This is a genomic window from Actinomadura sp. NBRC 104425, from assembly GCF_030269545.1.
Taxonomy (GTDB): domain Bacteria; phylum Actinomycetota; class Actinomycetes; order Streptosporangiales; family Streptosporangiaceae; genus Spirillospora; species Spirillospora keratinilytica.
The window spans coordinates 16,895-35,316 of sequence record NZ_BSTN01000042.1 but is presented as its reverse complement, the minus strand read 5'-3'; the positions used below and the strand labels follow the sequence as shown (position 1 = coordinate 35,316).

Below are 18,422 nucleotides of genomic sequence, written 5' to 3'. Positions count from 1 at the left end.
GCCAGACTGCGCGTCATCGACGGCACCGCACAAGACCCCGAGGACGACAACCGAGAACTCACCGCTTAACCTGCAGCAACAGGATCACGCGGAGGCCGACTCATACACCACTCCGCTGGACGTGACCGTTGTTGGTGCGATCTGCCATGTACCGTCCCTTAGCTGTGCTTACGTGGGTCGGATGTTCGGCGGAGCCAGCGGCCCGGCCGCACCGGAGGCCGAGTGAGGCTGATTCGGTGCGGCCGGGCGCGACTGACGAGCCTGACTGGTGACCCGCTACCGAGGCTGCGCGCGCCGAGGCTGGGGGTCGGGCAGGCCGATGAGGACCTTCACCAGCAGGGTGTGAACCGGATTCGCGGGGTTGAGAGGTTCTTCGTTGCCGGGGATCCACAGAAACTTTCCGTGGTAGCGCAGGAGTCCGACGACTTCCCATACGCTGGTGGCGCCGAAGGTGGCGGGGGTGAGGTCACCGATCACCACGGCATCGAAGTCTTTCGTGTTCAGCGCGCCGATCAACGCGCGGGCCTGAGGCCGTTGTCCCCAAGGCCGGTGCGTCTCCGGTGGTGGGCCCCCAGCCGTCGAGTGACGCTTGTAGGTGTCGAAGTACTCGGCGACGATCTCCCCATGGCACGCCTCGATCACCTCGCGGGCGTTGGACAGTTGCATCTCTTTGAGGGCTTCGGCGGGGCTGCCGGTCAGGGAGCCGTGTGGCGCGCAGCCATAGAAGGCGAAGCGCTTGACGCGGCGCCGCGAGCGGGCACGGGTCTTGGTGCCGGCCTGGTCGTGGCCGCCGGGCGTGCTCCGCCCGTCCTCGGTGTTGGTGCCTGGCATGGATTCTCCGTTCGTTTGCGAGTGTGCATGGAGCCAGAGCCGTCAACGGTCTCCGCTTGGCGCCGTGCTCGCGCTGTGAGGTGTTGCGGCGTCTTGCGTGTGCTCCGGCGCGGCCGCGGGGGCTCTTCCACCACCGGCAGGCCACCGCCCCCAGGCGGCCGTGACGGCCGGTGCGGTGGGCGGCGGTGGGTCATGCGTCAATACACGCTCGCCTTCGGCGTCAAGGGCAAGGCTGGGTTGATCGCCGTCTCGGCCCTATCAAGGCCCGGTTTTGAGGACCGATGGCGTTTTCGACGAAGCGCAGTCAGCGGCGCGGCGCTGCACCGGGTCGCCTCGAAGGTATGAGGTACACCCGGCATCAGCCCCACCGTGGCCGCCACGTTCACCGTCGCCTCCTGGCCAGGTCTGTGGCGCGTTGGAACACCAGCAGGTCTTCATGCGCGATGGCGCATGCGGGGATGCCCTTGTCACGGGCACGCCGGGCTTCGAGCATCTGGAAGAAGGAGGCCCGATTCACCAGGCCACCGTGACGCAGACCGCACAGCAGCGCGACGAGGCGATCGGTCAGTGTCAGGCCGGCTTCCTCGGCGGTCGCGGCCACGTGGCCGGGAAGGTCGATCAGCTCGCCCTTGACCCGGATCGGTCTGACGGTGATCGCTACCACTCCGAACGGTCGCAGCAGCTCACCGCATCCGGCCAGGATGTGCCCGAACGCCTCCAGCAGCTCCCCAATGCTGCGGTGAGCGAGGTTGCCCGGGTCGGTGGAGTAGCGGTAATGGGCCTTCTCGACCTTTCCGCTCTGGTTCTTCCGCCCCGCGGTGACCTGTCCGTGGGTGTGGGAGCCGTACGGGGGTGAAGTCAGTACGAGGGCGACCTCGCCGGCCAGGTCCGCGTAGACGGTGGCGACGTTGCGGGCGTCACCGCACACAAGCCGAGCCGTGCCACTCGCGCCCTGTGTTCGGGCGAGTTGAAGGTTCCGCAGTGTCAGATGAGCGAAGTCGCTTTCGTACTCCATGCCCGCGGCAGACCGGCCAAGGTGGATCGCCTCCACCAAGGTCGTTCCGATGCCGCACATCGGGTCGAGGACCAGCTCACCAGGGGTGGTGAACGCCTCGATCACGCGTGCGGCCAGCGCGGGAAGCATCTTGCCCGGGTGCCGCATCGACTCGGGCACATAGCGGCCTTTGCGTTGGTCGCGGGACGGCCGCTGGGCAACCGGCAGTACGGACGGCAGCGGCTCAGATCCGGTCTGGTGCGGCGTGTTCATCAAACGCGCCCCCTGCGTGCCCTGTTGTCGGGGCGGGTGAAGAGACACACGTCGGCGTGGACAGTGACCACGGGCGGCAGGGCCCGTGAGCGCACATCGCGAAGTTGCGCCAGCTCCGTGGGTGTCGCCTGGACCATCAGGCAGTCCCCCTCGACGGGGACGCGCAAGGCTATGACGTGCTGGACGTATCGAAAGCCCAACGCGTTGGCATGCTGGATGACGCGCGGGGCGGGGTCGATCAGACGGCCGTCTTCGTACCGCACGGTTGTGATGATCGCCAAGTGCCCGCCGGGGCGGAGGACCTGCCATGTGGCCGCGAGGAATGCGGCGAGTTGCTGGGTGCTGAGCATCCACAGGTCCGATCGGCACGCCGGGCAAGTCTGGCTTCCGGCCTGTCTGGAGGCACGGCCGCCGGCCTCATACGGCGGAGGTGCCGCGATCACCAGGCCGACATCGCCCCGCAGGTCTGCCAGCCCGTGACGCATCTGGTCGGGGCGGCAGGGCCGCATGGCCACCGAACGCAGCTTGTTCTCCGGCAGCGTGGCGCGTAGCCGGGTGCCGATGTGCTTGGCGAGCGGGAAGTGCGGTACCAGCGCCACCCCACGCCGTCCCATCCGAGCGGCGGTGACGAGGGTGGCCTCGTTGACGGCGAACGCCTCGGCGACCACATCGCCCTCGCTTGTACACGAACCGATCAGGTGCCGCGCCAGCTCCCGTCCCACCGCTCCTCGGTGATGCGGGCACAGGTCGGCGGCGGTGGTGCGCTTCTTGCTGTGCGACGGAGCGCTTGTGACGGCGTCGGAGCACAGCCATACCGTCAGCGGCACCAGCCGTCGCGTCACCCGCTGGGCGCCTGATCCTTGCCGCCCCGCGCCGAAGCCGCCCGGCCCGGAAGGTCTGTTCGTCATGCGTTGGTGACCCAGACGGTCACCGGTCCCCACTGCACCTCTGAAACACCACTGACGCCCCCGAGATTCTGCGGACGCCGAAGTCAAGGTTTCGTCATGCCACCGGAGCTTGTCTGCCGGCGGACGCAGGCACGCCGGGCATGCCGGCCAACGGTCACAGCGAGGAGGTGGTCTGGACTGGACCGTAGTGAGGTCGGGGCCTAGATCAGTTAGGGCCAGTCGCGAGCTGCTCGCGATTGGCCCTGAAGCTTGATCATCACGGTGATCTTCGTGACCGTTCTCGTAGCCCTGGTCGTTCGGAACTTTCCAGGGCTTTACCCGCTGCCCGCGGCACAGGTGCAATGCGTGATCGTTCTCGCAGGTCAGGGTCGTTTCTGATGAACCTGCGGCAGCGAGCTGGAAGCAGCGCGTCCACCGGGGCGGTACCGGAGACCTACCGGCGTTCTACTGGGCCTTCACCGCCGAGGGGTGCACAACGGTCGCCAACCGGTTCCGACGATCTTCGGGGGGCTGACCATGACCGCCGACGAGGTCACGAATCACACGGCACCACGCATCAACGCCCGCGCACGCCAGAACACCACTGGGCGGCGTCTTGGGGCGGGGAACGCACTGGATGCAGCCGAGGCGACGTTCCGGCTTCTTGTCACCGGTCCGTCGCCACTTGCACTGGACGGCGCCGCCATCGGTCACGGCCTTCCGCCCCGCATGGTCGATCTGGCGGAGCTGACAGACATGGTTCTCGCCCCTGCGGCAACCGATCGTCTCCGCGACGCAGTGTGGGCCGAGTTGGTCCGCCGGTCGCGTGAGGACGGCCCGTCTTGGGTCATCGGGTGCGTGGGCGTCGCGCTCCCGGGACTGCTCAACATCGCCGCACGTGCCACCCGTACGGCCTCTCCCAGCGTGGCCGACGACATCGTCTCGGAGCTGCTGACCGAGTTCGTGGCGCAGCTCAAGCGGATCGACGTCACCCGGCCCCACATCGCCGAGCGGCTGCTGTTGTGGGCGCGTAAGGCCGCCCTTCGCGCCCGCGGCCGGGATGAGCGTCACCTCGCGCTCGCCACCGACACTCTGCCGGCGCTCCCAGCTTCGGACGGCGCCGATCCGGCGACCGTGCTGCATGAGGCAATCCACCAAGGGATCATCACTTGTGAGGCCGCCGCGCTGATTCAGGCGACGCGGCTGGACGGCATCCCGCTGGCCGAGTACGCGGACGCCCGCGGTGAGCATCCCAAGAAGCTGTATGCGCGGCGTCAACGCGCTGAGGCTCGTCTGGCCGAGGCGATCGGCCAAGGTCAACTCTGCGCAAACTTCGACGGCGCGTCGCAGAAACCCGGCCTCTGACGCGGTGTTTCAGGGATGCCGGACGAGATCAACGGGCTCTGGGGCGGTTCGGGCGGACGGTGGTCCGGTCCCCGCCGCACCCGCCTTCCGATCGCAGTCGCTGTGAAGGAGGACACCCACACCCGGGCCGCTCCGAGTCCTTGGTCTCGTCCGGCATCCGAACCCGCACACGCTCTTTCGGAGGCCTGCCGTGGACACCCGATACCGCTCTTTGCAACCAGCCGCTTGCAACCGCCCCTGCCGACAGGGCTGCCGGGTGAGTCGGACCCGGCTCTTGGCGGCGGCCGTGCTGTGGACGGTGGGCTGCGTCGTCGCCTCGCTCACCGTGCCCGGCATCGCCGAAGGGAGTACGCGGCTGGTCGCGGTGAACTCGCTGGAACAGGTCATCGCCAATCTGCGCAACGTCATCGTTGGGCTTCTGGTCGGCCTGGCGACCTTGTTCGCCACGATAGGCGGAGTCCGCTACATCCTCGCCGGCGGTGATCCCGGCGAGGTCGAGGCGGCCAAGAAAACGTTGCGCTACTCGGCCATCGGATACGGCGTCGCGGTCCTGGCTCCGGTGCTGGTCAAAATCTTGCAGCAGATCGTGGGCACAGCATGACACCGTCTGCCTCCGCAAGGTGGGTGCCACTGGTGGTGTGGACGGTGATCCTCCTTACGGGTCTGCCGTTCGCTGAGACCGCCGACGCCCGCACCACCGCCCCGCCGTCGCCGTCCCCAAGCCCCAAGGCGACGGCGACGGGCACCTGCTCTGGCAAAGCCCAAAAAGCCCGAGGCCTCAACCCGACGCCGGAGACGTGGTGTGAGCCCTCCCCCGGTACATGGGCGCAGGACCCCGCCTCCCCGGCCAAGAACCTGCAACAGCCTGCGGACAAGGACGGCTGCGGGTTCCTCGACGTCGGGTGCAAGACCAAGAAGGCGGTCAACGGATGGTTGGCCGACATGCTGAACTCGGCGAAGAGGCCCGTGCTGGAGTTCGTGGCCGCCACGGCGTTGGGCACGCCGGAGATCGACTCGGCGAGCATGCGGCGGGTGCGCGAGGTGTGGGGCGTCTCTCAGACGATCGCCAATACCTGCTTCGTTCTGCTGGTCACGGTCGCGGGCGTGCTGCTGATGGCGGGCCAGTGTGTGCCGGGCGAGCTGTCGCCCAAGGAGTTGCTGCCGCGGCTGGTGCTGGCGTTCGCGGCGGCCAATCTCAGTCTGATCGTCATCGGGTATGGGATCAGCGTCGCCAATGCGCTGGCCCGCTGCTTCCTGGAGTCCGGCCCGGAGAAGATCACCGTCCACGGCCTCGCCACGACCCTTGACAGCGGCCTGCTGACCAATGTGACGAGCGGCGGCGCGTTCATGTTGCTCGTCGGGCTGGTGGTGATCGCTCTCGCGGTGTGCGTGGCCTTCATCTACGTGATGCGTCTGGCCATCACCATGGTTCTCATCTCAGCCGCCCCCTTGGCGTTGATGTTCCACGCGTTGCCGATGACCGATGGACTGGCCCGTCTGTGGTGGCGCGGCATCACGGGGATCTTGGCGATCCAGGACTGCCAGTCGCTTGTCCTGGTGACCGCGTTTCACGTGCTGTTGACCGAGCCCGCGGACGGCGACGGCATCGTGCTCGGTATCCCGAGCAAGAACGACCTCCTCGATCTGCTGTTGGCGATCGGTCTGCTGATGGTGCTGATCCGGATACCAGGTTGGGTGGCCCGTACGGTCTGGCGTCCGGCGCAGCCGCGGCTGCTCGGCCAACTGATCAAAACCTTCGTGCTCTACCGCGGCATCGGTGCCCTCCTGGGGAAGGCCGGCAAGGGCGCCGCGGCCCGTAGTGTGCGACGGCCACCCAGCAGGCCAGGCCCCACCAAGCCTCGGCGGCTTGATGGCGGCGAACCTGCGCAACTGATCCCTCCCCGAAATCGTGATGACTCTGGCCCTCCTTCGCCACCGATCAATCTCCGCAAGACGCCGCCGAATGCGCAGAGCAGCCCGGACGGCCCGCCATCTGAGCGAGGAGGAGACGTGCGACCCGAGCGCGACCGGAACGGCAAGCAAGGACGGGCGACACAGCTCGCATTGCCCGTCCGCATCCCCGGCAAGCCGGGTGCCAAGCGACCGGTGCAACTGGCTTTGCCCATCCATGCCACCCGCGTGCCACGCCCGCCGACGCCACCACCGCCTCCGGTTCGGCCGCGTGTGCGGTCGCGACAGCTGATGTTCCCGGGGATGCCCAAGCGGCCCGCACCGCCCCGGCAGCTCACCTTGCGCCTCGACCCGCCCAAGAAGCCCAGGAGGACGCGGTGACCCGTGACGACGAAGCGCTGACCGCCAAGATTCCCGCCGACGTCGACCAACCCGACAAGATCCTTTACGGCCTCACCGTCCGGCAGCTCGCCATCTTGGCCGCTACCGCCGCCGTGGGGTTGTGGGTCTACTTGGTGACCTCGCCGTGGCTGCCGCTGCCCGCCGTGGTGGCGGCCGTGTTCCCGATCGTCGCGGCCGGATTGGTGCTTGCCACAGCCCGCCGGGACGGAATGAGCCTGGACCGATTCGCCTTGGCCGCGCTCGACCACCTTCGCCACCCACGGGAACGCGTTCACGCCCCAGAAGGCATAGAGCCGCCGCCCCCATGGTGTCGAGTGCGCGGACGGCTGCCCGAACCGTTGCGGCTCCCCGTGCGCACGGTCCGCCAAGACGGCGTTCTCGAACTCGCGGACGGCGGAACAGCCGTGATGGTGCGAGCAGGCACGATCACGTTCGCCTTGCGGACCCACGCCGAACAAGCCGCCCTCGTCACCGCCTTCGGCCGGTGGCTCAACTCTCTGGATGCACCCGCGCAGATCCTCGTACGCACGCGAGCCGTGGACCTGTCCGACCTCGCACGACAAGTCGCCGAGGCCGCGCCCCACCTGCCTGATCCCGCGTTGGAAGAAGCCGCCGAGGGCCACGCCGCCTACCTGGCCGAACTGAGCAGCGCGCGTGACCTGCTCGTCCGCGAAGTCCTCATCGTCATCCGCGACCACCTGCCCGGCCGGCCTCAGGCGCGGCCCTGGGCACGCGGCACGCAGCGCCGGACGGCACGCCAGGCCGGGGCCGCCGTGGTTCTGCGGCGCGCGGAGGAGGCCGTCCACGCACTGGCGGTGCTTGGAATCGCCGCCGAGGTTTTGGACGGCCCCACCTGCGTACAGGTGCTCGCCGAGTCGCTGTCGCCCGGCGAACCGCCCCTTGCCACCACCGCCGACCCCCAGGAGGTCGTCACAACCCACCAGCCCGAGGAGGCCCCGCAATGAAGAACCCCATCAGACGACACAAGGCCGACCTGACCACCGGCGGTCACCTCATGCAGTGCGAGGAGCCGCCGACCGTACCGGCTCCGCATGCGCTTCGAGTCGGTGCGCGATCGGTGGAACTGCCCGGAGGAGCGTGTGCTTCTTTCGCCGTGGCCGGCTACCCGCGAGAAGTCAGCGCGGGCTGGTTGGAGCCGTTGCTGACCTACCCCGGCCACCTGGATGTCTCCCTGCACATCGAACCGGTACCTCCCCTGGTCGCAGCCCAACGGCTACGCCGCCAGCTCGCCCGGCTGGAGTCCTCCTCCCGCGCCGACGCCGAACGAGGACGCCTGGCCGACTTCGCGGCAGAGGCCGCCGCAGACGACGCCGCCGAACTGGCCGCGTCTTTGGCGCGAGGTCACGGACGTCTCTTCCGGCTGGGGCTGTATCTCACCGTGCACGCCGCGGACGCCGACGAGTTGGAAGCCGAGACTCAACGCGTCCGCGCGCTGGCGGCTTCACTGCTGCTGGACGCCCAGCCCGTCACGTTCCGCGCCTTGCAGGGCTGGGTCGCGACGCTGCCGCTGGCATCGGACACTTTGGGGATCCGGCGCGCGTTCGACACCGGCGCGCTCGCTGCGGCGTTCCCGTTCACCTCACCCGACTTGCGACCCCGGCTCGGTGACGTGCCGGTGCTGTACGGGTTGAACGCTTACTCCTCCGGGGTGGTGCTGTGGGACCGGTTCGGCCAAGACAACTACAACTCCGTCACCATCGCCCGTTCGGGCGCGGGTAAGTCCTACTTCACCAAGCTCGAAGCGCTGCGGCTGTCGTATCACGGCGTCGAGGTCGCCGTGATCGACCCGGAAGACGAATACCGGCGCATGGCCGAGGCGGTCGGCGGAACCCACATCGCCCTCGGCGCTCCCGCGGTCTGCTTCAACCCCTTCGACCTTCCCGAAGGGCAGGGCGACGACACCCTGATCCGCCGCGCCCTCTTCCTTCAAACGCTGGTCGCGGCGATGCTCGGCGAGCCGCTGCCCTCGGCGACGCGAGCGATCCTGGACAACGCGGTGATCGCCACCTACGCCCGCAAGGGCATCACGTCCGATCCGCGCACGTGGAAACGAGCAGCGCCGCTGCTGGCCGACCTGGTCGCCCAACTGAGGGAGAACCACGCGCCGGAGGCCGCCGAACTGGCGTCACGCCTCGCCCCCTACGTGACCGGTTCCTATCGGGGACTGTTCGCCGGTGCGACCACCACCCGACCGGACGGGCACCTGATCGTGTTCTCGCTGCGGGATCTCCCGGACGAGGTGCGACCGGTGGGGATACTGCTGGCGCTGGACGCGATCTGGCGGCGCGTGGCCAATCCGTCCGACCGTAGACGCCGCCTGGTAGTGGTCGACGAGGCGTGGACCCTCATGCAACAGACCGAGGGCGCCAAGTTCCTCTATCGGCTGGCCAAGAGCGCGCGCAAGCACTGGGCAGGGCTGGCGGTGGTCACCCAGGACGCCGCCGACCTCCTCGGTTCCGACCTGGGCCGCGCGGTCATCTCCAACGCCGCCACCCAAATCCTCCTCCGGCAGGCACCACAGGTCATCGACCAGATCACCGACACCTTCGGCCTGACCGGCGGGGAGCGGGCGTTCCTGCTGTCGGCCGAACGCGGCGAAGGTCTGCTGTGCGCGGGCGCCACCAGTGGGGATCGAGCCGCGTTCCGCGCGCAGGCCAGCGCATTCGAGCACAACCTCGCGACCACCGATCCCGCCGAACTCGCCACACGCGACGCCTCCGAAGCCGACCACCAGACGGAAGACCCGCTGTGAATCTCACCGACTTTGCCCTTTCCGGTCTCCTTCCCGCCGCCGGCGGATGGACAGACCACCTCGACAACCTCATCGGCCAGCTGATCCAAGACCCCACCCAGCTCGCCGAGCGCTGCGTCCCCTACGGAGCGAGCATCGTGGGGACCACCTTCGCCGCAGCAGCTGCGCTTGCCGGTGCGCGCTCGCTGGTGTGGCAGTGGCGGCACCACCGTTACACCGACGGCGCGCGTCTCATCGAGATCGCCGTACCGCCGAAAGTCGAGGAGACCAGCGCGGCGGCATGGTGGCGTCACCTCGTCGGCCTGGCCGGCCCGTGGTGGAAACGCGCGCTGTTCGGACAGCCGCACGTGGCTTGGGAGTACGTGGCCGACGCCGACGGCCTGCGCGTCCAGGTCTGGGTACCGGGCACCGTTCCGCCAGGCGTGGTAGAGAAGGCGGTCAGGTCCGCGTGGCCGGGCGCCACCATCAGCACCACACACGCCACCCCGCCCCTCCCCATCGAGGCCTCGTCCGCCGGAGGCCGCCTCGTCGTCGCCCATCCGGATCACTTCCCGCTCGCCACCGACCACAAGGCCGACCCGTTGCGCGCGCTACTCGGCGCGGTCTCCAACCTGGGCCACGGCGAGTACGCCGCCGTTCAGGTTCTCGCCCGGCCGACCGTGGGCCGTCGTCTTCACCGTGCCTTCCGTGCCGCCTCGGCGCTACGCGGGGGGCGCTCCACTGCGCCCCAAGGCCGGGTCTTCGATCTGCTCACACCCGGCAGCGGATCGGGTCACCCCAGCTCAGGCGAGCTTGCTCGCATGCATCCCGAACGCGCCGAACAGGTGCGAGCGGTCCTCGCCAAGGCACAGCAGCCGCGGTTCGAGGTACAGATCGTCTACGCCGTGGCGACCACCCGCCGCCACGGAGACGCAGCGCAAGGATGGCTGCGCGGGCACGCCCATGAACTCGCCTCGACGTTCGCCCTCTACTCCTCAAGCCACCAGTACCTACGCCGCAAGCGCCTGCGTTCCCCAGCGGCCCGGATGGCCACCCGCCATCTCGGCCGGGGCTACCTGCTGTCGGTGGCCGAACTCGCCGCACTCGCTCACCTGCCCCACGACCTGGCCGCCCCGGGGGTCACCCGGGCGGGAGCCGCACCTGTCGCGCCGTCCCCGGCCGTCCCTTCCGGTGGCCCGGATCGGTCCGTGCGGATTCTCGGCGACGCCGAAACCAGTGATCGGCGCCCTGTCGCGCTGCCCGTGGCCGGTGCCCGCCAGCATGTCCACGTGCTCGGCCAGACCGGCGTCGGCAAATCCACCTTCCTGGCCAACCTCATCTTGGGCGACGCGCACGCCCGGCGAGGCGCCCTGGTCATCGACCCCAAAGGCGACCTCATCACCGACGTCCTGGACCGGCTGCCCGAGCGCGCCATCGGCACGACGGTGGTGTTCGATCCCACCGAGGCCGGACCGCCACCATGCATCAACGTCCTCGCCGGGCCCGATCCGGCCTTTGCGGCCGAGTCGATCGTCACGACCTTCCGCCGCTGCTTCTCCTCCGCTTGGGGTCCGAGGCTGGACGACCTGATGCGGTCCGCATGCCTCACCCTCATCAAGGCCCATGGCCCGCGGGCAACGCTCAGCGAGATTCCCAACCTGCTCACCGACAGCGCGTACCGCGCCGACGTGGTCGCCAAGATCGGTGATCCGCTTCTGCGGGGATTCTGGTCCTCCTACGAGGAGCTGTCACCCGCCGCCCGCGCCGCCGTGATCAGCCCGGTCATGAACAAACTCCGCGCCGTCCTGTTGCGTCCCTTCGTGCGCGATGCCCTGTCCGGAACCGCCTCCACGGTCAACCTCGGCCGAATCCTGGACGGCGGCGGCCTCATCCTGGCCCGGCTCCCCAAGGGAGTACTCGGCGAAGATGCGGCGCGCCTGTGCGGATCGTTGCTGCTCGCGCACGCCTGGCAGGCCATCACTCCACGCGCCCGCCTCACCGAGACCGACCGGCCAGACGCCGCCGCATACGTCGACGAGGCGCACAACTTCCTCAACCTGCCCGGCTCGATCTCTGACATCCTCGCCGAAGCCCGCGCCTACCGTTTTTCTCTCGTCCTGGCCCATCAGCACCTGTCTCAGCTGCCCAAGGACCTACGCGAGGCGGTATCGGCCGACGCCCGCAACAAGATCTATTTCACCGTCTCACCCGAAGACGCGACCGACCTCGCTCACCACGTCGCGCCGCTGCTGACCCCGCACGACCTGTCGCACCTGGGCGGCTTCCAGGCCGCCGGACGAATCGTCAGCGGAAACACCGTCTCCTCGGCGTTCACCTTCCGCACCCGGCCTCTACCCGAGGTGATCCCCGGGCGCGCCGACGCCGTCCGCGCCGCCTCCCGTGAGCGCTTCGCCGCACGCCCCGACCGCCTCATGCCCACCTACCGGACCCGTACCGACCGCCCGCACGAAGGAGCGCGATGACCACGCCTGCCAAGCCCGCCAACCGCCTACGCGGAGGCCACGTCCGGCCACCCAAGATGACGCCGGAGCTGATCTCCGACCTCGCCTGTCGGCTCACCGACCGCGACCGGGAGATACTGCGCCTGGTCTGGGAACACCGCGTGCTCACCACCGCGCAGCTTGCCGCCGTGTTCTTCCCAAGCCTGTCCAGGGCCCAGCAACGGCTACGAGTGTTGCACCGGGCCTTCGCGCTACTGCGGTTCCAGCCCTGGGTCCCCGTCGGCCGTGACTCCTGGCATTGGGTCCTCGGGCCCGCCGGCGCCCATGTCCTTGCCGCCCAGCGAGGAACGAGCGTCAAAGAACTCGGCTACCGCCAGGACACCGCGTTGAACATCTCCCTGTCCCAACGGCTCGGGCATCAGGTCGGTCTCAACGACTTCTTCGTCAGTCTGTACGCCTACGCTCGCCAGCGCGCCGACGGGACGCGCCTTGAAGCATGGTGGTCGGAACGACGCTGCGCCTCTCTCTGCGGCGAGCACGTCCGTCCCGACGCTTTCGGCTGCTGGACCGAGACACGTCCCGGACGGACGCCCGCACTGCTGGAGTTCTTTCTCGAACACGACACCGGAACCGAGACCCTGACCAGCCTGGCCAAGAAGATCCACGCCTACGCGCGGCAAGCGCAAGTCACCGGCCGCATCACCCCCGTGCTGTTCTGGCTACCCAGCAGCACACGCGAAGCGAATTTCCGCCGACACATCGGCACACCGCCCGTGCCGGTGGCGACCGCCGTCCATACCTCGGCAACCGCCCCCGAGGGGCCAGCCGGTCCCGTGTGGCTACCAGCCGGGGTCACCGATCCCCGCTACCGCCTCGCCGATTTGGCGGACGCCTGGGAGTTTCCCGCGACCTCCACCGACACGAGTCCCGAGGCCGGATGATGACACACGCCGTCATCGCCTTAGCGGCCCTCGTCCTCATGGTTCTGGTGCTACTTGTCGGCGCCCTTGGGGCCGTGCTGGGCGCGGGCGGCGGCGGGGGCGACGGGCTGTGCCAGGCCACACCCGGCCGCACGGCGAAAATCGACATCCCACCCGCCTACCTGGCCTTGTACGTCAAGGCCGGGACGGAGTACGGCATCCCATGGACGGTTCTCGCGGCAATCGGAGACGCCGAATCCGACCACGGCCGAGGCCCGGGCTCGGGCATCCGTTCGGGAACCAACCACATGGGGGCAGCCGGACCCATGCAGTTTATGCCGGGCACTTGGCGCGCCTACCGTGTCGACGGCAACGGCGACGGCAGATACGACGTCTACGATCCCGCCGATGCGATCCCCGCCGCCGCCCGCTACCTCAAGGCCAACGGCGCGCCCGCCCACATGAAACGCGCCATCTTCGCCTATAACCACGCCGATTGGTACGTCCGCAAGGTTCTGCGGCGCGCCGCCGAATACGGTCGGGACGCAGATGCATCGGCATGCGCGGCCGTCCCCGTGCCCGCGTCAGGGCGGGCGGCCGTCGCGCTCCGCGCCGCCTTGCGCTGGCTCGGCACCCCCTATTCCTGGGGCGGGGGCGGCCTCAGCGGGCCCAGCGAAGGATTCGGACGCGGCGCGGGCATCGTGGGATTCGACTGTTCCGGCCTCACCCGCTACGCCTGGCACCAGGCTGGCGTGACGCTCCCCCGAACCTCTCAAGAGCAGTGGCGGGCCCTGCCCCACGTGCCAGCCGGGCAAGAACGACCCGGCGACCTGGTCTTCTTCAAGGGCTCTGGCGGCACGCAACACGCGCCCGGACACGTCGGCCTCGTCCTAGACAACGGCCGCATGATCGAAGCACCGCGAACCGGCCTCAAGGTCCGTGTCCACCCGTTCCGCAACCGACCAGACCTCGTCGGCTACGCCCGCCCCACCGCCCGGTGACCACCACGGCATGCCCACACCCGCACTGGCAACGGCGACGGCCGCCTACGCGGCCGCCCACGGCTTCCCAACGACACCGGCGGATCAAGCCCAACGAATACCGCCGAACCCCGTCAGCACGCCGCACACGCTGCCGCATCCCGCGCCCACGGGTCACCCGCCCGAACGGCCGGAACAGTATCTATGGCCGCCACGGGGTCGCACGGGCGCACACAAACCACGGCCGTACCGAACGGCGCCGCCATCCGCGCCGTAGCACGGGCCCAACACGCCCCAGCCGATCCGAAACCGGGTGGGCAACCCGAACGGCACGCGCACCCGGTGCGCCGCCCTACGGCCGTCTCAGGCCCATGTCACCACATCGCGCCGGGCAATGGTGCGGGCGGTGGCGACCACCACGGCCCGCGCACGCGTAGGGGCGGGAACCGTGGCATGGGTTCCCGCCCCTACCGGTGGTCAGGCGCCGTCAGCCACCCTCAGGGCCGATTTCCGGTCCGCTACCGGTGCCCGCGTCCGCCGTCGCGTCAGCCGAGGCGCCTTCACCCGCGCCACCGGTCGCAGCCGGGGCGGCGGCGCGGTACCGCGCGGGACGGTCGTTGGTCAGCACGGCCTCGCCCTTCTTGACCAAGGTGTCCAACGCATTGGCGACCGCGCCCGAGGACCGTTCGAGAACTTTGGCAATCTCACCGGGCGTGAAATCCGTCTCGGGGTGGCGGCACAGGTGCGCCAACACCTCCGGGCGCAGCGGGCGCGGCGCGGCACGCCCCGCCCCCGAAACGGTGCCGTTGCGCGTACCCGTGCCCGTGGTGCGGACGGGCGTGACCCGGGAAGCGCGTCGCACGTTGCCGGTTTCGGCGTAGATACGCTCCAGACCGGCCGCCGTGGCCGCGTCGTCCCCGGCCACCACGGCCGCATACGTCTCGGTCACGGCCGCCAGCAGGCCCGTCAGCGCGCGCCGGGTCGCCTCAGCGGTGCGGGCCTTGGCCAGTTCCGCCATCACCCGCGCCCGCCGCGCCTCCTCCTCAGCGATCTTCGCCTGCAGTTCCGCCTCGGCGGCCGCCCGCCGCTCGGCCTCCTGCGCCATGATCCGCATGGCGTTCTCGATCATCTCCGCCGACATGGCGGGGGCGGCCGTCCCGCCGGTCGGAGCAGCCGCCCGCGCGGCGCCGTCCCCCGTGTCAGCCGCTGCGCCGCCGGTGATGGGATCCCCGGTAGTGGCACCGGCCACGGGGACGGCGGGCGCCCACGTGTCCGCCTGACGGCGGCCGTTGGCCCCTACGCTGCCCGGCGTGCACGTAACCTGACCGGCCGACGCGAGCGCCGCCAGTTCGTTTTTGGCAACCGCGCGCGTGACGCCTGCCGCCTTGGCGATTGTGGCAATGGTGGCGCCCGGGTTGGCTGTCACCGCGTCCCACACGGCCGCAGCCGAACCGGTGGCGGTCACGGTGTCCTCAGCGGCGGGGGCGGCGGTGGCGGTGGTGTTCGTCGCGGCCATTTTCTGACTCCTTTTCGTCGGTACCGGCGGCCGTTGATTTCGTCGCCGGTATTTCGTTGCCGTGACACCACGATTTCTCGATACGCGGCACATCTCAAGACCCGCGCACCGATTTTTAATCACCGGGACGGCTGAACCTCCTTACCTCGGCCACCGTTGCACGCAATATTTGACGCACAACTTCCGCCGAAAGCGCTTGACATTCACCCGCCCCCGGGCGCGGAGCCACCTGAAAAGCAGGGCATATCCGCACCCGGCGCACGGTTTCCGCCTGCGCACCCTTCTGGTTCGAGAGCATGCTTCCCCAGGCGTATGAGCGAGCCCTACACGCGGGTTTAGTTCTTCCCTTGGGAGCGCATCAGGGGACTCTACTTTTATTAGAATTCGACTGGGAGAACGATGCCCTTGAGGCACCCTTGCGGGTGAGTCGGCACCACCAAGCGCATACCTACCAGTCCTGCGACCTGCGCAGATCCGCTTCGCCAGGTCTCCGCATCATAAAGAGGAGATCGAAACGGAGACCGTGAAGGAGACCGAGACTCAGCCCGAAACGAACCGGACATACGAAGGCCCTGCCCGCCCCTCTCGGAAGAGCTAAGCGGACAGGGCCTCAGCGTCAGGACCCGTATCCTAGGTCCCGAGGGGCCAGCCTGCTACTACCAGGCTGGGCCCTCCCTATGACGTCAGTGTCGTGGCCAGACCCTCTCGGATGGTCTCGTTCACCCGCATGTCCACCTCAGCCCAGACGGTGTGACCGTAGTCCGGGCGACCGTGGACGCCAAGTGCTACGGCGAGCTTGGACACCGCGCGGAGCCCTTGCCCGTACCCCTTGGGCTCGCCGCCCGGCGGTTCGGGCAGCACGGTCGGCACCTTGCCGCCGCCCAGGTCGGAGACCCCGATGGTTGCGACGTCGGCGAAGATCAGGTCCAGGCCGAACCAGCCGCCATGATCGCCCGATCTGCTGTGACGGATGGCGTTGGTGGCCAGCTCGGTCACGATGAAGGCGACGTCCGCCTCGTGCCCCGACCCTGCGAACAGGGTGGCAGCGAACTGGCGTGCCGCCGCCACCTGATCGAGCCTGCCCAGATACGCCCGACGCCAGGTCATCGGCTCGCCCCGCATCCATTCGACCGCCGAGCCGCAGCGCATTTTTTGCCTCGGCATTCCTCTATTTCCCTCCTTGACGTTACCGCCCGCCGCTGCAACGCAGCCCGGAATGACACGGGCGGCCCACCGCCAATGAAGGACCGACTCCCGGTCGAATGTCAAGGGCACATCGACTTCACCGCCTCCAACTGGGATCTGCGGAAACCAGAGCCGCAAAGACAGACGCACGCCTGTGACCGCAGCTCCTGTCACACCATCTGCTCAGCCAAAGAAACATGCACCGGTTCGCAGATAACATGCAGCCCAACAGAATTCAAGGATTACCTGGCTCCGGCCCATTCGACGAACCGCCGGTTCCTGTTCGTAGCCGCCTCGCAGGACACCTGGGGCGGTCCTGGACCGCTGAGCACGACCCCCACACGCCCGGGATGGCCCTCTCACCGCGGGGCACAAGCAGAGATCTGCAGTCAGGCAGGGCCAACGGCAGCCCGAAGCACCCGAGGGATGACGGGTGCTCTGGCACCAACAAGCTGAAGAGCCCTCAACCTGCGCCAGGTCGAGGGCTCGCCGATCCGTGGGGGGGTCAGGCCAAGTCGTGCTCGTTGTCCTTCACGCGACGAGTGAACGCGCGCCAGTCCGCGGCGCTGATGATCAACTTAGGGCCGTTCGGATCTTTGGAGTCCCGCACAGCGATCACGGGGGCAAGGCCGGCGACCTCTACGCACTCGCCGCCCTCCGCACCGCTGTGGCTGCTCTTGCGCCACTGGGCGGCCATCAAGTCGTTCATGGTTTCAGGTTATCCATCACTTCCTTGATCACCTTACGTGAATCGTCCACGTTGTACGCGCGGCCCTGTAGCGACGCGTACCGTACGGCGCAGCTCGCCACCGCATGAGGGTCCTGGATCAGCATCCCTTGGCCTCCTGCCTCGATGTAGCCGAGGGAGGGAGCGTCTTCGAAGCCCAGGACCGTGAAGGTCCCCGAGTAGGCGACGTAATGCGTCGTGTTGTGCGGGAGGATCTGGATGGTGTTGAGCGGATTCTCGGCGACCTGCAGGAGATCGGCCAACTGCTCGTACATGATCTCCGGGCCGCCGACCATCCGGCGCAGGACCCACTCGTCGAACGTGAGCCACAGACGAGGAGGGTTGTCCCGTTCGAGGATCTCTCTCCTCCGCTCCATCCGGATCCTCAAGGCGTGGTCGACGGCACCAGGCGGCAGGTAGGACGCCAGGATCGCCTCCGCGTAGGCGGGGGTCTGGACCAGCCCATGGATCAGCAGCGCCCCGAAGTGGTGGATCTGGTTCGCCTTCCTTTCACGTCTCGCGAACTCCTCGAAACCCGGTGGCGGCGCGGCGTGTATCCCCGCGTTCTCGATCTCCTCGGCCATGTGCTGGAAGACCTTCTCGCGGATGCCGAAGTAGTGATCGAGGTCCATGGCTGAGGCGACCGACGGCTTGGTCCCGGTCTCCATCTGCTCGATCCATCCCTCAGTGCATCCGAGCGCCTCGGCGAGTTTCGCTCGGGACAGACCGGCCGCCTTCCGATAGCTGCGCAGGATGTTACCAAATGCCCGAATAAGAGGGTCACGAGTATTTTCTGGCGATCCGGTCATAGGGGGTCACCTCCGGGATTGCGGATCATGCTGGGGGCCTACTAGGGGGCAGCTGTGCCGCTTCTAAGTAGCAGAGGGTATCGGTTCCCGCAACGCTGGTAACGGGTCATTACAGACGTCGGACGCGGAGGTTTTAGCCCGCCATGGAAACGCGCACGCGAATGCACCCTGAGGACCAAGCCCTCGACCGCCTCCGCGCGGATTTCACGGGCCACAGGATCTTCCGCGCTGTTCGTCTCGACGGCAGCCTAGGTGAATGGGTCGCGACGTTGCGTGACCCGAACCAGGGGCTAGACGCGACCGTTATGTGCCCCACGGCCGACGCTCTGCGCGCCACGCTGGCGGAGGAGGCCGAGCGCGCGCAGCAGAAGCGAATGATGCTCCGGTGACAGACGGAAGAAGGGCGCA

General features: G+C 68.5%; 15 protein-coding genes and 1 pseudogene. 9 read left to right on the top strand and 7 right to left on the bottom strand.

All coding sequences use genetic code 11. The annotated features are described in order from the left end of the window. Positions 1 to 276: 276 nt before the first annotated feature. The 3 genes from QSK22_RS32000 to QSK22_RS31990 all read right to left on the bottom strand — a co-directional run bounded on the left by QSK22_RS32000 (position 277) and on the right by QSK22_RS31990 (position 2,940). Positions 277 to 831: a recombinase family protein gene (locus tag QSK22_RS32000; protein WP_285498223.1), complete on the bottom strand. Its 555-nt coding sequence runs from the start codon at positions 829 to 831 to the stop codon at positions 277 to 279. Positions 832 to 1,213: 382 nt separating this feature from the next. Then, on the bottom strand, positions 1,214 to 2,098 hold the full coding sequence (locus tag QSK22_RS31995) for a TRM11 family SAM-dependent methyltransferase (protein WP_285498222.1): 885 nt from the start codon (positions 2,096 to 2,098) through the stop codon (positions 1,214 to 1,216). Further along, positions 2,098 to 2,940 (bottom strand): hypothetical protein, encoded by an 843-nt coding sequence (locus QSK22_RS31990; RefSeq protein WP_285498221.1) that lies wholly within the window; start codon positions 2,938 to 2,940, stop codon positions 2,098 to 2,100. The genes QSK22_RS31995 and QSK22_RS31990 overlap by 1 nt, the downstream gene beginning before the upstream one ends. Positions 2,941 to 3,522: 582 nt before the next feature. Between QSK22_RS31990 and QSK22_RS31985 the strand changes: the two genes are divergently transcribed. From QSK22_RS31985 to QSK22_RS31950, 8 genes and pseudogenes are all read left to right on the top strand, one after another. Continuing rightward, a complete protein-coding gene (locus QSK22_RS31985) occupies positions 3,523 to 4,350 on the top strand; it encodes a sigma-70 RNA polymerase sigma factor region 4 domain-containing protein (protein WP_285498220.1) in 828 nt (275 codons plus the stop codon). 274 nt (positions 4,351 to 4,624) lie between these two features. Next, positions 4,625 to 4,951 (top strand): pilin, encoded by a 327-nt coding sequence (locus tag QSK22_RS31980; RefSeq protein ID WP_285498219.1) that lies wholly within the window; start codon positions 4,625 to 4,627, stop codon positions 4,949 to 4,951. Beyond that, positions 4,948 to 6,159, top strand: a pseudogene (locus QSK22_RS31975) (TrbL/VirB6 family protein); the annotation flags it as partial. The gene QSK22_RS31980 and the pseudogene QSK22_RS31975, both read left to right, overlap by 4 nt. 479 nt (positions 6,160 to 6,638) lie before the next feature. Continuing rightward, a complete protein-coding gene (locus tag QSK22_RS31970; RefSeq protein WP_285498216.1) occupies positions 6,639 to 7,628 on the top strand; it encodes a PrgI family protein in 990 nt (329 codons plus the stop codon). Next, positions 7,625 to 9,436 carry a VirB4 family type IV secretion system protein gene (locus QSK22_RS31965; RefSeq protein WP_285498215.1) on the top strand — a complete coding sequence of 604 codons (1,812 nt, stop codon included), beginning with the start codon at positions 7,625 to 7,627 and terminating at the stop codon, positions 9,434 to 9,436. Before QSK22_RS31970 ends, QSK22_RS31965 begins: the two co-directional genes overlap by 4 nt. Further along, the gene (locus QSK22_RS31960; protein ID WP_285498214.1) at positions 9,433 to 11,898 is read left to right on the top strand and encodes a DUF8128 domain-containing protein; all 2,466 of its coding nucleotides are present in this window, start codon (positions 9,433 to 9,435) and stop codon (positions 11,896 to 11,898) included. The genes QSK22_RS31965 and QSK22_RS31960 overlap by 4 nt, the downstream gene beginning before the upstream one ends. Continuing rightward, entirely contained in the window at positions 11,895 to 12,818 is a 924-nt protein-coding gene (locus tag QSK22_RS31955; RefSeq protein WP_285498213.1) for a replication-relaxation family protein, read from the top strand. The genes QSK22_RS31960 and QSK22_RS31955 overlap by 4 nt, the downstream gene beginning before the upstream one ends. Positions 12,819 to 12,856: 38 nt before the next feature. Beyond that, entirely contained in the window at positions 12,857 to 13,798 is a 942-nt protein-coding gene (locus QSK22_RS31950) for a C40 family peptidase (protein ID WP_285498212.1), read from the top strand. 466 nt (positions 13,799 to 14,264) lie between these two features. Here the strand turns inward: QSK22_RS31950 and QSK22_RS31945 are convergent, their stop codons facing one another. From QSK22_RS31945 to QSK22_RS31930, 4 genes are all read right to left on the bottom strand, one after another. After that, positions 14,265 to 15,293, bottom strand: coding sequence for a MarR family transcriptional regulator (locus QSK22_RS31945; protein WP_285498211.1), 1,029 nt, complete (start codon positions 15,291 to 15,293; stop codon positions 14,265 to 14,267). A 675-nt stretch (positions 15,294 to 15,968) separates the two neighbouring features. Beyond that, positions 15,969 to 16,628: an ATP-binding protein gene (locus QSK22_RS31940; protein WP_285498210.1), complete on the bottom strand. Its 660-nt coding sequence runs from the start codon at positions 16,626 to 16,628 to the stop codon at positions 15,969 to 15,971. A 355-nt stretch (positions 16,629 to 16,983) separates the two neighbouring features. Beyond that, on the bottom strand, positions 16,984 to 17,187 hold the full coding sequence (locus tag QSK22_RS31935; protein ID WP_285498209.1) for a DUF397 domain-containing protein: 204 nt from the start codon (positions 17,185 to 17,187) through the stop codon (positions 16,984 to 16,986). Then, positions 17,184 to 18,014: a helix-turn-helix domain-containing protein gene (locus QSK22_RS31930; protein ID WP_285498208.1), complete on the bottom strand. Its 831-nt coding sequence runs from the start codon at positions 18,012 to 18,014 to the stop codon at positions 17,184 to 17,186. The genes QSK22_RS31935 and QSK22_RS31930 overlap by 4 nt, the downstream gene beginning before the upstream one ends. Before the next feature lie 143 nt (positions 18,015 to 18,157). On the opposite strand from QSK22_RS31930, the gene QSK22_RS31925 reads away from it, so the two are divergent. Further along, positions 18,158 to 18,403: a hypothetical protein gene (locus tag QSK22_RS31925; RefSeq protein WP_285498207.1), complete on the top strand. Its 246-nt coding sequence runs from the start codon at positions 18,158 to 18,160 to the stop codon at positions 18,401 to 18,403. The last annotated feature ends 19 nt before the right edge of the window (positions 18,404 to 18,422 follow it).

Excerpts from the sequence above, each read along its gene's own strand:
- QSK22_RS32000 (WP_285498223.1), bottom strand. The coding sequence starts at position 831 with ATGCCAGGCACCAACACCGAGGACGGGCGGAGCACGCCCGGCGGCCAC.
- QSK22_RS31995 (WP_285498222.1), bottom strand. The coding sequence starts at position 2,098 with ATGAACACGCCGCACCAGACCGGATCTGAGCCGCTGCCGTCCGTACTG.
- QSK22_RS31985 (WP_285498220.1), top strand. The coding sequence starts at position 3,523 with ATGACCGCCGACGAGGTCACGAATCACACGGCACCACGCATCAACGCC.
- QSK22_RS31965 (WP_285498215.1), top strand. The coding sequence starts at position 7,625 with ATGAAGAACCCCATCAGACGACACAAGGCCGACCTGACCACCGGCGGT.
- QSK22_RS31955 (WP_285498213.1), top strand. The coding sequence starts at position 11,895 with ATGACCACGCCTGCCAAGCCCGCCAACCGCCTACGCGGAGGCCACGTC.
- QSK22_RS31950 (WP_285498212.1), top strand. The coding sequence starts at position 12,857 with ATGGTTCTGGTGCTACTTGTCGGCGCCCTTGGGGCCGTGCTGGGCGCG.
- QSK22_RS31945 (WP_285498211.1), bottom strand. The coding sequence starts at position 15,293 with ATGGCCGCGACGAACACCACCGCCACCGCCGCCCCCGCCGCTGAGGAC.
- QSK22_RS31935 (WP_285498209.1), bottom strand. The coding sequence starts at position 17,187 with ATGAACGACTTGATGGCCGCCCAGTGGCGCAAGAGCAGCCACAGCGGT.
- QSK22_RS31930 (WP_285498208.1), bottom strand. The coding sequence starts at position 18,014 with ATGACCGGATCGCCAGAAAATACTCGTGACCCTCTTATTCGGGCATTT.
- QSK22_RS31925 (WP_285498207.1), top strand. The coding sequence starts at position 18,158 with ATGGAAACGCGCACGCGAATGCACCCTGAGGACCAAGCCCTCGACCGC.